At 64.1% G+C, this 12,592-nt stretch carries 12 protein-coding genes; all 12 read left to right on the forward strand.

The window, feature by feature from the left end; translation table 11 throughout:
* Window positions 1-187: 187 nt before the first annotated feature.
* The 12 genes from F2Q65_RS20110 (at window position 188) to F2Q65_RS18600 (ending at window position 12,453) form a co-directional block, all read left to right on the forward strand.
* Window positions 188-577 carry a DUF2782 domain-containing protein gene (locus F2Q65_RS20110; protein WP_246156371.1) on the forward strand — a complete coding sequence of 130 codons (390 nt, stop codon included), beginning with the start codon at window positions 188-190 and terminating at the stop codon, window positions 575-577.
* 57 nt (window positions 578-634) lie between these two features.
* Window positions 635-1,087: a CBS domain-containing protein gene (locus F2Q65_RS18550; RefSeq protein ID WP_150094885.1), complete on the forward strand. Its 453-nt coding sequence runs from the start codon at window positions 635-637 to the stop codon at window positions 1,085-1,087.
* 2 nt (window positions 1,088-1,089) lie between these two features.
* Window positions 1,090-2,418, forward strand: coding sequence for an ArsB/NhaD family transporter (locus F2Q65_RS18555; RefSeq protein ID WP_246156372.1), 1,329 nt, complete (start codon window positions 1,090-1,092; stop codon window positions 2,416-2,418).
* Window positions 2,419-2,551: 133 nt separating this feature from the next.
* Complete coding sequence (locus F2Q65_RS18560; RefSeq protein ID WP_150094886.1) at window positions 2,552-3,775, forward strand: PilT/PilU family type 4a pilus ATPase; 1,224 nt, start codon at window positions 2,552-2,554, stop codon at window positions 3,773-3,775.
* A 4-nt stretch (window positions 3,776-3,779) separates the two neighbouring features.
* Window positions 3,780-4,835: a PilT/PilU family type 4a pilus ATPase gene (locus F2Q65_RS18565; protein WP_150094887.1), complete on the forward strand. Its 1,056-nt coding sequence runs from the start codon at window positions 3,780-3,782 to the stop codon at window positions 4,833-4,835.
* 41 nt (window positions 4,836-4,876) lie between these two features.
* The gene (locus F2Q65_RS18570) at window positions 4,877-5,191 is read left to right on the forward strand and encodes a DUF1840 domain-containing protein (RefSeq protein ID WP_150094888.1); all 315 of its coding nucleotides are present in this window, start codon (window positions 4,877-4,879) and stop codon (window positions 5,189-5,191) included.
* A gap of 230 nt (window positions 5,192-5,421) precedes the next feature.
* Window positions 5,422-6,705 carry a CoB--CoM heterodisulfide reductase iron-sulfur subunit A family protein gene (locus F2Q65_RS18575; protein WP_150094889.1) on the forward strand — a complete coding sequence of 428 codons (1,284 nt, stop codon included), beginning with the start codon at window positions 5,422-5,424 and terminating at the stop codon, window positions 6,703-6,705.
* A gap of 3 nt (window positions 6,706-6,708) precedes the next feature.
* Complete coding sequence (locus F2Q65_RS18580) at window positions 6,709-9,006, forward strand: hydrogenase iron-sulfur subunit (protein ID WP_150094890.1); 2,298 nt, start codon at window positions 6,709-6,711, stop codon at window positions 9,004-9,006.
* Window positions 9,007-9,057: 51 nt separating this feature from the next.
* Window positions 9,058-9,684, forward strand: a complete 627-nt coding sequence (locus F2Q65_RS18585; protein ID WP_150094891.1) for a 4Fe-4S dicluster domain-containing protein — start codon at window positions 9,058-9,060, stop codon at window positions 9,682-9,684.
* A 13-nt stretch (window positions 9,685-9,697) separates the two neighbouring features.
* Entirely contained in the window at window positions 9,698-10,597 is a 900-nt protein-coding gene (locus F2Q65_RS18590; protein ID WP_150094892.1) for a CoB--CoM heterodisulfide reductase iron-sulfur subunit B family protein, read from the forward strand.
* Window positions 10,598-11,012: 415 nt separating this feature from the next.
* Window positions 11,013-11,459 carry a pilin gene (locus F2Q65_RS18595; protein ID WP_386119322.1) on the forward strand — a complete coding sequence of 149 codons (447 nt, stop codon included), beginning with the start codon at window positions 11,013-11,015 and terminating at the stop codon, window positions 11,457-11,459.
* A 262-nt stretch (window positions 11,460-11,721) separates the two neighbouring features.
* Window positions 11,722-12,453 (forward strand): lipid-binding SYLF domain-containing protein, encoded by a 732-nt coding sequence (locus F2Q65_RS18600; protein ID WP_246156374.1) that lies wholly within the window; start codon window positions 11,722-11,724, stop codon window positions 12,451-12,453.
* Window positions 12,454-12,592: the final 139 nt, after the last annotated feature.

Consider the following 12,592-nt stretch of genomic DNA (forward strand, 5'->3'; position numbering starts at 1 on the left):
TCAGAAGTGAAACGGTGTATCGCCGATGATAGTGTGGGGCCTCCCCATGCGAAAGTAGGTCATCGCCAGGGTCTTATCCAAAACCCCTATCGCTCTGCGGTAGGGGTTTTTTTCTGTCTCGCCGTTTCCCACGCAGGGGGATGTTTCCGGTTACACTAGGGTTTTCACGGTCGATGGGACCCTGGGCATGAGACTGCTTAAGACGAGTTCGCTGTGCGGGACTTTCCGTCATTTGCTGCTGAGCGCGGCACTGATACTGGCCGTCAGCCAGTTGGCGTTGGGACAGACGGCCATCCCGGGCAGGGAACAGAGCGCGGGTGAGGCATCGCTGGAGCTGCCGGCGGGCATGACGGCCGCGGAGCTTGCGGAGATGGAGCCGGAGGTGACCATCATCGAGACCGATACCGAGGTGGTGTACGAGTATCGGGTCAAGGGCCGCCTCTGGATGGTCAGGGTACAGCCCATGGTCGGGCCGCCGTACTTCCTGCTCGACGTTGACGGTGATGGTGTACTCGACGTGCAGGATCCTCGTCAGCCGCAGACGGCAGTGCCCCAATGGCGGCTGTTCAGCTGGTGAGGAGGGTCGACAAGGTTCGAGACTATCCCTCACAATGTCCACCGCAGGAGCGCGTCCATGAAGCTGGATGATCTGATCGTGCCAACCGCCGTGGCAAAGCCCGGTACCAAGGTGCAGGATGTGTTCCGGGAATGTGTTGTCCGCCAGGTCCCGGGCATTCCGTTCAAGGACGCCTCTGGTCGCATCATTGGCAAGGCCAGCATTCGTCACGTACTTAAGATGAACTGCATCCCGGACTACATGGTCCGTCACGCGGCGCTGCTGGGCAATACCCTCACCGGGTTGGGCATCCAGGCCGAGAAGGCCCGGCGCATGCTTGACCATGCGGTCGACAGCTTTGTCCTTGCCGACATGGCCACCATCGTGCCCAATGCCCCGATCGAAAAGGCGCTGGCCGTCATGGAGCGGCACGATACCACCTATCTGTTCGTGATCGACGGCGACGAATACTTCGGCTGCGTCTCCATCATGGGGATCGCCGAGGCGGTTATGCGTTACGCGGAGGGTTGACCGTGACTGGCGAGACGCTCCATATGGTCGTCGCCGCGGGCATCCTTGTGGGTGCCTACGTCCTGATCTTTTCCGAGCGTCTGCACCGGACCATTGCTGCCCTGGGAGGCGCGGTGATCATGGTGGTGGTGGGCGAGTTCGCCGGGTTCTACGAGCAGGAGCAGGCGCTGGGGTCCGTGGACGGCAACACCATGTTGTTGCTGCTCGGAATGATGCTGCTGGTGGCCCTGGTCCGTCCCACCGGCGGATTCGAATATCTGGCCATCCGGCTGGCCAAGCTGTCCGCCGCGTCACCCCGACGGCTGCTGATGTACCTGTCTCTCGCGGTGTCCATTCTGTCCATGTTTCTGGACAACGTCACCACCGTGATCATCTTTGCGCCCCTCACGGTGCTGATCACGCGCATGCTCAACCTCAATCCGGCGCCATTTCTGATGGCCGAGGCCATGCTGTCCAACATTGGCGGTGCGTCCACCCTGGTGGGCGATCCGCCCAACATCATGATCGGTTCCGCCGCCGGGCTGGACTTCAACGCCTTCCTGTATCACCTGTTGCCCGTGATCATCCCCGTCTGGCTGATCACCGTCGGGCTGATGTTGATCCTGTTCCGTGAAGACTTGAAATACCCGGCGGGCGGTCTGGCGGAGGCCCGTGCTCTGGCGCTGGATCTGGACGAGACCAAGGCCATCAAGGACCCTGCGGTGCTGCGGCATGTCATGCTGGCCATGGGCATCGTCATCGGCCTGTTTTTCGTCCATCATCACCTGCACCTGTATCCGGCGTTCGTGGCCTTCATCGGCCTGGGGATCGCGCTGGCCCTGGTGCGGCCGGATCCCGAAGACCTGCTGAAGCAGGCGGAGTGGCCGGTGCTGCTGTTCTTTGCCGCACTGTTCGTGCTGGTGGGCGGTGTCGAGGCGTCCGGACTGCTGGATCTCATCGGCGAACAACTGGCCCACCTGGCGCGGGACCCGTCCGGCCTGCTGCTGACGGCCCTGCTGTTGATGTGGGTGGCAGCGCTGGTGTCTGCCGTGGTTGACAACATCCCCTTCACCGTGACCATGATCCCCATCGTTGCCGGGCTTCAGGCGAAAGGACTGCCGGTTGAGCCGCTGTGGTGGGCCTTGGCCATCGGTGTCGGGCTGGGTGGCAATGGTACCCATATCGGCGCCACTGCCAACATCATCTGTGTCGCCGAGGCCGAACGCTCCGGCATCGACGGGGCGCGCATCTCCCCCATGCGCTGGTTGCGGGTAGGCCTGCCTGCCATGCTGCTCAGTCTGATGGTGGCCAGTCTGGTCTATGCGGCGCTCTACGAGTGGCTGTTTGCATAACGCCCGTGTGCCAGTTTGCCGTCACGGGGTCGCATAAAGCATTGCCCAAGCATCGCCCTCGCGCGGCCATGCTGTTGCTATAGCGGTTGTGTTCAGCGGCCCGTTCCAGCCGCTGTGTCCGCAAGGAGGTTTCATGGATCGCCAGCAAGCTGCCAAGTTCATGCTCGACTGTCTGCGCACCATGCTGCAGCGCAACGGTTCGGATCTGTTCATCTCCGCGGACTTCCCGCCCGCTTGCAAGATCGACGGCAAGCTCACACCGCTGACCGAGCAGCCCCTCAAGGCCGAGCAGACGTCGGTGCTGATCCGCTCGATCATGAACGACCACCAGATCCGCGAGTTCGACCGCACCAAGGAGTGCAATTTCGCCATCAGTCCGCCGGGCATCGGTCGTTTTCGCGTCAATGTCTTCGTGCAGCAGGGGCGTGTCGGTGCGGTGCTGCGCATCATACCGACGGAGATCCCCAAGCTCGAACAACTCAGCCTGCCGCCGGTGCTGAAGGACCTGGTGCTCAGCAAGCGCGGCCTGATCCTGGTGGTCGGCGGCACCGGGTCCGGCAAGTCCACCACCCTCGCGGCCATGATCGGCCATCGCAATGCCCACAGTCATGGTCACATCATCACCATCGAGGATCCGGTGGAGTTCGTCCACCAGCACATCAACTGCCTGGTGACCCAGCGCGAGGTCGGGGTCGACACCGACTCCTGGGACAACGCGCTGATCAATACCCTGCGGCAGGCGCCCAACGTGATCCTGATCGGCGAGATCCGCACCCGCGAGACCATGGAGCATGCCATCAATTTCTCCGAGACCGGCCATCTGTGCCTGTCTACGCTGCATGCCAACAGCGCCAACCAGGCGCTCGATCGCATCATCAATCTGTTTCCGGAAGAACGGCGTGCCCAGCTGCTGATGGATCTGTCGCTGAACCTGAAGGCCGTGGTCTCGCAGCGGCTGTTGCCCAAGATCGGCGGTGGCCGCATCGCTGCGGTGGAGATCATGATCAACTCACCGCTGATCCAGGACCTGATCTTCAAGGGCAAGGTACACGACATCAAGGGCGTGATGCAGCGGTCGAAAGAGGCCGGCATGCAGACCTTCGACATGGCCCTGTTCGACCTTTATGAGGCCGGCCTGATCAGCTACGAAGACGCGCTGCGCGGCGCGGACTCCATGAACGAGCTGCGCTTGAAGATCAAGCTGGAAGGCAAGCGCGGCGGTGGCAAGGGCGTGATTGAGGCCGGCGAGGGGCTGTCCATCGTCGATGACGAGGCAGAACCGGAGCCGGAAGACGGCGACTGGATGCAGTCGCCCGGCAACCCGCCTGGCAACCCACCCGAAAACCCACCCGGCTGAGACCATGGACTTCACCCCCTACCTCGAGATGATGATCCGCCACAAGGCGTCTGACCTCTTCGTCACCGCTGGCAGCAAGGTGCGGATCAAGATCCAGGGCCGCTTGCAGGACGTGGGCGACACCCTGTACACCGCCGACCTGTGCCGGCAGGCCGTGTGCTCGCTGATGACCGAGGCGCAGATCGAGGCGTTCGACGCCGAGCGGGAACTCGATTTCGCCGTCAGCCTGCAGGATCGGGGCCGCTTCCGTATCAATGCCTTCTACCAGCGCGGCACACCGGGCATGGTGATCCGCTACCTGAGCAATCGCATCCTCAGCTGCGACGAACTCGGCCTGCCCGAGGTGCTCAAATCCCTGGTGCTGCACAAAAGGGGCATCGTGCTCATGGTGGGCTCCACCGGCTCCGGCAAGTCCACCACCCTGGCGGCCATGGTCGACCACCGCAACCGCAACAGCAGCGGCCACATCCTGACCATCGAAGACCCGGTGGAATACATCCACCCGCACCAGGGCTGCGTGGTCAATCAGCGCGAGGTCGGCAGCGACACCCTGACCTACGCCGCGGCCCTGAAGAGCGCCCTGCGCGAGGCGCCGGACGTCATCCTCATCGGCGAGATCCGCACCCGCGAGACCATGGAGGCGGCCATCGAGCTGTCCGGCACCGGCCATCTGGCCATCTCGACATTGCACGCCAACAACGCCCACCAGGCCATGCAGCGTATCATCAACCTGTTTCCGCAGGAGTTGCACAAGACGCTGTTCATGGACCTGAGCCTGAACATGCGCGCCATCATCTCTCAGCGCCTGGTGCGTACTGTCGACAACAAGCGGGCGGCAGCCATCGAGATCCTGGTCAACACCCCCCATGTGGCGGATCTGATCCGCGAAGGGCGCGTGGACGAGATCCAGGATGCCATGGCCGGCACCGAAGAGGGCGGCATGGTCACGTTCGACAACGCCTTGCTGGCCCTGTATCGCGACGGCCGCATCACGCTGGAAGAGTGCCTGGCCAATGCCGACTCGGCGGCCAATCTTGAGGCCCGCATCAACTTCGGCTGAACCGCATCCCCCAGAGAACACATCCCCGAGAGGACGCGCCCATGCTGATCACCTTCACTACCCCCGTGCACGCCGACATCACCATGTTCGGTGATGTTGCCAAGGCGCTGATCCACATGATGGGCCACAGCGGATCGGTGCCGGGCGCCATTCTTGCCGAAGACGTGCCCCGGGCCCTGGAGAAGCTCAAGGCGGCTGTGGCGCGCAACCCCGAGTCACCGCTCAATCCCGCCCGCGATGCCGAGGACGACGACACCCGCGGCCAGAGCGTCAGCCTGGCGCACCGGGCCCTGCCGCTGATCGATTTGCTGGAAGCAGCGGCGCGCGAGGAAAAGAACGTGATGTGGAGTTCCTGAAGAAAACGCGGGCCCGGGGATAAACCCCCCCAATCCAAGCATCAAAAACTACGATGGAATCCGGCGGCCGACGGGCTGGCGGCGCCATGACCGTGCGGGTATCTTAGCTTCGCTCCCCCGTCAGCTCCGCGGCACCAACGCGCCGGGGCGCTCGCCAAGACGGCCGCTACGGCCGTGAGGGCCGTGACGGACGGACGAGCTCTCATTCCGCGAAGACGGAGGCAATGCCCATGACGGAAGTCGTCGCAACCAACGAGACCATCCTGGTGGTCGGTGGTGGCATCAGCGGCCTGACCGCTGCCATCGAGGCCGCCGAAACCGGCAAGCAGGTGGTCCTGGTTGAGAAACGCCCCTACCTCGGCGGGCGCGTTACCCAGCTCTACAAATATTTCCCCAAGCTCTGTTTCCCAACCTGCGGCCTGGAGATCAACCAGCGCCGGGCGCGGCAGAATCCCAACATCACCGTGCTGACCCTGGCCGAGGTCACCGACATCTCCGGCGACAAGGGCAACTACAAGGCGACCGTCCGCATCAGCCCCCGTTACGTCAACGACAACTGCACCGCCTGCGGCGACTGCGCCAAGGCCGTGGAGGCCGAGTTCGACGACGAGTACAACTACGGCCTGTCCCGGCGCAAGGGCGCCTATCTGCCCTACCGCATGGCGCAGCCCAGCCGCTACGTGCTGGACCCGCGCATCATCGGCACGCCGGACGCGGACAAGGCCAAGGCTGCCTGCAAGGTGGATGCCATCGATCTCGACATGCAGCCGCAGGATCTCAGCTTCCCCTGCGGCGCGGTGATCTGGGCCACCGGCTGGCAGCCCTACGACGCCGCCAGGATCCAGCCCTACGGCTACGACCGCTTTCCCAACGTCATCACCAGCGTCGAGTTCGAACGCATGGCCGACCCCAACGGCCCCTATGCCGGTCGCATTGTGCGTCCGTCGGACGGCCGCGAGGCGAAGAAGGTCGCCTTCATCCAGTGTGCCGGGTCGCGTGACCGCAACCACCTGCTGCACTGCTCGCGCATCTGCTGCATGGCCTCGCTGAAGCAGGCCACCTACGTCTCCGATGCCTACAAGGACGCAGCCGACGTCACCGTCTACTACATCGACCTGCGCGCCATCGACCGCTTCGAGGACTTCTACAACAAGGTCCGGGCCATCCCCCAGGTGAAATACGTCAAGTCCAAGCCGGCCTCCATCGTCGCCGACAAGGACGGCAACCCGGTGGTGCACGGCGTCGACACCGAGGGCTACAACCGCTATGCCGAGCGGTTCGACCTGGTGGTGCTGGCGATAGGCATGGAGCCGGCGGTGCCGAAGGACGGCTTCCCGGTGCCCATCGTCGTCAACCGCGAAGGCTTCATCGAGGCGGCCCCCGAGAACGGCGGCATCTTCGCCGCCGGCGGCGCTTCCGATGCCCTCGACGTCAACCGCGCCGTCCAGCACGCCACCGGCGCTGCCTTGCGCGCCATCCAGGTGGTCAACAGCGTTCGCGGAATGGAGGTCTGATCCATGGCAGCAGAGAAGAAACTGGCCGGCTATATCTGCACCGGCTGCGGTATCGGCGAGCGGCTGAATGTGGAGCAGATGCGCACCATCGCCACCCGCGAGGGCAAGCTCGGCGCCTGCAAGACGCACCCCATGCTGTGCGGCGCCGAGGGCGTGCAGATGATCCGCGACGACATCGCCGCCGGTGAGGCTACCCACGTCATGATCGGAGCCTGCTCGCGCCGCTCCAAGATGGAGGCCTTCAGCTTCCCGGATGCGGCCATGTCCCGCGCCAATCTGCGCGAAGGCGTGCTCTGGCTGCGTCCGGACACCGAGGAGCAGAAGGAGACCACGCAGGAGATGGCGGACGACTACATCCGCATGGCCTGTGCCGAGGTCCGCTTCATGACCGTGCCCAGCGCCTCCGGCGAGCAGGAGCTCAACAAGACCCTGCTAGTGGTTGGCGGCGGCGTCACCGGCATGACCGCGGCGCTGGAGGCGGCCCGGGCCGGCTATCCGGTGCATCTGGTGGCGGAGGAAAACCACCTGGGCGGCGTCTGGACCGATCTGTACAAGCGGGTCCCGTTCCGCGCTGCTGCGGCAGATGTGGTCGGCAGCAAGGATATTGACCTGCCGCAGCCGGAAGATCCGGGGGTCGACGCCCTGGCCGAGCGCATCCGCGCCAACGAGCGCATCACCGTTCACCTCAATGCCCGCATCACCCGCACCTCCGGCGCGCCGGGGCGCTTCTCGGCGGACATCAGCACCGAGTCCGGCGGCACCGTTACCGAGAACGTTGGCGCCATCGTCCAGGCCTCCGACTTCAAGCCCTACGATGCCAGCAACCTGCCGGAGTTTGCCTACGGCAAGAGTCCGGACGTGGTCACCAACTTCGAGCTGGAGCGGCTGGCCAAGGACGCCAATGGCGGTCCCATCCGCCGTCCCAGCGACGGCAAGGAGGTCACCTCCGTGGCCTTCATCCAGTGCGCCGGCCAGCGCTCCGACAAGCCCGGTCATCTGCCTTACTGCTCCGGCTTCTGCTGTACCGAGTCCATCAAGCAGGCCATGTACTTCCGCGAGCAGAACGGTGCCGACGCCACCGTGCTGTTTGACGACTTGCGTACCCCCGGCGCCGCTGGCGAGGACTTTTACCGCAGCGGCCAGCAGGCCCAGGTCACCTTTTCCAAGGGCAAGGCGTCCGAGGTGGTCAGCGAGAACGGCACGCTCAAGGTCCATTTCAAGGACCTGATCCTGAACGAAGACACCGCCATGGACTGCGACCTGGTGGTGCTCGCCACCGGCCAGGTGCCCAATACCGGGCCGGACCCCTACGCCCAGCTCGCCGTGGAGGAGGCCGAGACCGAGGAAGAAAAGGACGCCGCACGCCGCAAGCTGGAGAACGCGCCGCCGTCCATCCTCAACCTCGACTACCGCCAAGGCACGGACCTGCCGCAGCTCAAGCACGGCTTCGTCGACAGCCACTTCATCTGCTTCCCCTATGAGACCCGGCGCACCGGTATCTACGCCGCCGGTCCGTGCCGCCGGCCCATGGACATGAAGCAGGCTATGGAGGATGCCGTCGGCGCCGCGCTCAAGGCCATCCAGTCCGCCGAGAACGCCGGCCGCGGCGCCGCTGTGCATCCGCGGGTGGGCGATCTCAGCTACCCGCAGTTCCGCAAGGAAGGCTGCACCCAGTGCAAGCGCTGCACCGTTGAATGCCCGTTCGGCGCCATCAACGAGGACGAACAGCGCTATCCGCTGTTCAACGAGTCTCGCTGCCGGCGCTGCGGCACCTGCATGGGCGCCTGCCCGGTGCGTGTCATCAGCTTCGAGAACTACAGCATCGACACCGTCGGTCAGCAGATCAAGAACGTCGACATGCCGGATGAGTTCTCCGAAAAGCCGCGCATCCTCGCGTTGGCCTGCGAGAACGATGCCTACCCGGCGCTGGACATGGCCGCCCAGGCGGCGCAGATGGGCGACGGCATTGAGCTGACGCCCTTTGCCCGGGTGATTCCGGTGCGCTGCCTCGGTTCGGTCAGCCTGTCCTGGATCACCGATGCCCTCAACACGGGCTACGACGGCATCGTGCTCATGGGTTGTCGCCGTGACGACGACTACCAGTGCCATTTCGTTCGCGGCTCGGCCATGGCCGCAGAGCGTCTGAGCAAGGTCGGCGACACCCTGCAGCAGATGCAGCTCGAGACCGAGCGGGTGGCCGTTTACGAGGTTGCCATCACCGACATTCAGCGTGCGCCACAACTCATCAACGACATGGCGGCCACCATCGAGAAGGTCGGCATGAACCCGTTCAAGATGTAATTGCCTGGCACCTGACGCAATCGGCAAGAACCGAATTCGGAGACGACCAACATGGGCGACCTGAATCAAGCGATGATCGAGAAATATCGCACCAACTTCCTCAAGGAGGTTGAGGCGAACGTCGAAGAGGGCGAGTGGGTCAAGATGTGCATGCAGTGCGGCGTGTGCTCTGGCTCCTGTCCGCTGGGCAAGTTCTGGGACCACCCGCCGCAGGAACTCTTCATGATGATCCGCGCCGGCAAGCGCGACGAGGTGCTGTCGTCGGATTCCATGTGGATGTGCACGTCCTGCTACAACTGCGTCGTGCGCTGTCCGCGCGAGTTGCCCATCACCCATATCATGCACGGCCTGGCGCACTACGCGAAGCGCCTCGGCTTGGTGCCGGAGAGTCAGCCCACCGCCGCCTTCGCCCAGATGTTCTGGGATAACCTGATGCAAAAGGGCCGCGTCAACGAGCTCAAGCTGGGGCTGAAGCTGTACTTCATGAACGGCTTCGGCGACGGCATCAAGGTGGCGCTGAAGCACCAGAAGATCGGCATGGGCATGCTCAAGACCGGTCGCATGAGCCCGATGGAGGCCTTCGGCGGGCACGCCGTCAAGGACCTGAAGGGCTTTCAGAGCATGATCAAGAAGGCCCAGGAGCTCGAAGATCAGCGCATCGCCGAGCACGGCGCCTGAGGGGGCAGACAGCATGGCAACCAGACAGTATTCCTTCTATCCCGGCTGCTCCTCGCAGAAGGGCGCCTCCTCCAGCAACTACCTGACCTCCGTGCAGGCCATGTGCGAGGAACTGGACATCCAGCTCAACGACATCCCGGACTGGAACTGCTGCGCGGCCTCCATCGGCTACGCCGGCGGTGGCGAACTGCCGCGCCTGACCCTGTCGGCACGCAACATCGCCCTGAGCGAGGAGCACAACCCCGGGCAGGAGATCGTCGCCACCTGCGCCGCTTGCTGGCTGTCCACCCGCGAGGCCGCCGAGCGCCTGCATGAAGACCAGTCGCTGCTGGCAGAGGCCAACCAGGCCCTGGCCGAGGCCGGGCTCAAGCTGAAGAACGAGACGCCCATCAAGCACATGGTGGAGGCGCTGATCGAAGACATCGGCTACGACGCCCTAGGGGCCAAGGTCAAGAAGCCGCTGGAGGGCATCAAGATCGCCGGCTATGTCGGCTGCCAGACCAACCGGCCCTTCGGCATCGACGGCGAGTCCTACGAAAACCCTCGGTATCTGGACAAGCTGGTGGAGACCATGGGGGCCGACTCGGTGCCGGACTACGAGAAAAAGGTGCAATGCTGTGGCGGCGCGCTGGCCTTCTCCGAGCCGGAAAAGTCTCAGGAGATGGTCAAGGGCATCATCGAGGCCGCCTACGATCACGGCGCCGACATGATCGTCACCCCCTGCCCGGTGTGCCAGATGAACGTCGAGGTCTACCAGGACCAGATCAACCAGACCTATGGCACCAAGTTCAAGATGCCCGTGGTCTACTACTCCACCCTGATGGCCGTCGCCTACGGCCGCAGCGCCAAGGACGCCGCCCTCAACGGCCAGGTGATCCCGGCCAAGAAACTCGAAGCCATCGCCGCTAAATAGCCGGCCCGCTCGCCCCGCCCAACTCCCTCACTCGTTCCCACGCGCCGCGTGGGAACGCTTCGCGCAGCATAAGAATGCTGCGCTCCGCACGGAAAACGCCATCGCCCGGCACCTCTTGCGTATCTGTGTCCAATTTCTGCTTCTCGTCAGCCGGCTGCCACCTGTTGACGCCGCGTCCAAGCGCCGATACCATCATTACCCAGCTACCACAAGACGTTATCAAGGCCGAGGGGTAGAACCCGGCGGATGCCGCTGCGCCTTAGTGTGCACGCTGCCGCAAGCGCGGGTCATGGATTGAATCAGGGGGCGAAACAAGCCCCGGATCCGCTACCCCTGAACGTGACCGACGGGGCGACTTATGAGCGAGCCGGGGTGCTGGTCAGGCGAAACGATCCGCGGCACTGGCTCGCGGGGCATGACGCTGATCGAACTGATGATCGTCGCCGCCGTGATCGGTATTCTGGCCGCCGTGTCGCTACCCCTGTATCAGAGCTTCACCACACGGGCCAAGGTCAGCGAAGGCCTGGTGCTGGTGGGGCCGGTCAAGACCGCCGTCGCGGAGTACCACGCCATCCATGGCGGTGTGCCTGCCTCAAGCAACTGGCTTACCCTGTTGCAGGATCTGGGTCTGACGGTGAGCACCGAGCACGGCGCCGCATCCGGCAGCTATGTGGAGCGCATCTGGTGGAACAGCACCGATCACGAGATCCGGATCCGCTATGCTGTACCGCCCATCAACGGCAAGGTCCTGCACCTGCAAGCCGACTTCGAGGCCTCCGGCTCGCTGGCTTGGCGGTGCTACGCCCCCGCTGGCGACGAAGGTGTCCCGGCCCAATACCTGCCCGCAAACTGCCGCGGCTGAGCGAACATACGGGTAGCAAATATGGGTGCAGTTTATTTATTGTCCCGCGCCCGTGTAATCGCTGCTGTGTGCAGGCGATGGCAAGCCCCTGCGGCGGCTGGCCGTCGAGCGCGCGGAGCTGGACAAGATGCTCGACTTTGGCCATGCGCCAATGCCTGAGCAGGATGGTCGACAACGCCGGACCCGATCGGCGATACTGGCAGCCTGGGTCAAGCGTTAAGGAAATGCTGATTGATTCAGCATCTTAAGGAAGCAATCGCTCATGCTCATCTCATCTGCGCCCGCCGTGCGCTGGCTAGCCATCGCGATCATTGCTGCGGCACCGGTCGCCGGCCAAGCCGAGTCGATGCTGGACGGCCTGAAGGAAAAGGCCAGCCGCGCGGCGGAAAAGGTCAGTGCCACCGCGGGCACCGCCGCCGAAGCGGTAGGGCAGGTCACCACCGCCGTAGTGGATCAAGCCCAGCAGACGGTGGACGACACCCGCACGGCGCTGCGCGACGAAGCGACGCCGGCGGAGACCAGGGCCAAGCTCGACGCCATGACGGCAGCCACCCTGCGGCAGTTGTTCCAGGACAGACCGGACACCGCCAAGCTGCTGCAGGGCAGCTTCGGCTACGCCGTGTTCGACACCCGCCAGGTGCAGTACGGCATCGCCGCCGGTTACGGGCGCGGTGTCGCCGTGGCGCTGGACACCGGCAAGCACACCTATATGCGGATGGGCAGCGGCGGTGTCGGCATCAGCCTGGGCTTTGGCGGCTTCGACACCAAGTTCGTTATATTTTTCGAAAACGCCTTCTCGTACAACAAGTTCGTGCTGCAGGGGCTGGATGCGTCTGCCGAGGCCGGCACCATGACCGGGGCCCAGACAGACGAGATGGCGCTACGGTTCGAACAGGGCCGCGTCATCTTCGCCCTGACCCAGGGCGGCTGGAAGGTGTCGGCCAAGCTTGCCGGCACCCGGTACTGGCCGGATCGCGGGCTGAACTTGAACTGAACATCAGAAAGGGCAGGCAGGAATGTCGGTTGATAGACCGCGCAGAGCCGAGGCAGCTTAGGCACGATTCAGAAATAACCTACACGGATGCACGGTAGGGCGGATAAGCGAAGCGCATCCGCCACAGGCCACAACGGCG

Source organism: Thiohalocapsa marina (assembly GCF_008632335.1).
Classification (GTDB): Bacteria; Pseudomonadota; Gammaproteobacteria; order Chromatiales; family Chromatiaceae; genus Thiohalocapsa; species Thiohalocapsa marina.

Bases quoted from the DNA above. Each gene is read 5' to 3' on its own strand.
- F2Q65_RS18560 (WP_150094886.1), top strand. From the start codon at position 2,552: ATGGATCGCCAGCAAGCTGCCAAGTTCATGCTCGACTGTCTGCGCACC.
- F2Q65_RS20110 (WP_246156371.1), top strand. From the start codon at position 188: ATGAGACTGCTTAAGACGAGTTCGCTGTGCGGGACTTTCCGTCATTTG.
- F2Q65_RS18565 (WP_150094887.1), top strand. From the start codon at position 3,780: ATGGACTTCACCCCCTACCTCGAGATGATGATCCGCCACAAGGCGTCT.
- F2Q65_RS18585 (WP_150094891.1), top strand. From the start codon at position 9,058: ATGGGCGACCTGAATCAAGCGATGATCGAGAAATATCGCACCAACTTC.
- F2Q65_RS18575 (WP_150094889.1), top strand. From the start codon at position 5,422: ATGACGGAAGTCGTCGCAACCAACGAGACCATCCTGGTGGTCGGTGGT.
- F2Q65_RS18570 (WP_150094888.1), top strand. From the start codon at position 4,877: ATGCTGATCACCTTCACTACCCCCGTGCACGCCGACATCACCATGTTC.
- F2Q65_RS18550 (WP_150094885.1), top strand. From the start codon at position 635: ATGAAGCTGGATGATCTGATCGTGCCAACCGCCGTGGCAAAGCCCGGT.
- F2Q65_RS18590 (WP_150094892.1), top strand. From the start codon at position 9,698: ATGGCAACCAGACAGTATTCCTTCTATCCCGGCTGCTCCTCGCAGAAG.
- F2Q65_RS18595 (WP_386119322.1), top strand. From the start codon at position 11,013: ATGACGCTGATCGAACTGATGATCGTCGCCGCCGTGATCGGTATTCTG.
- F2Q65_RS18600 (WP_246156374.1), top strand. From the start codon at position 11,722: ATGCTCATCTCATCTGCGCCCGCCGTGCGCTGGCTAGCCATCGCGATC.
- F2Q65_RS18580 (WP_150094890.1), top strand. From the start codon at position 6,709: ATGGCAGCAGAGAAGAAACTGGCCGGCTATATCTGCACCGGCTGCGGT.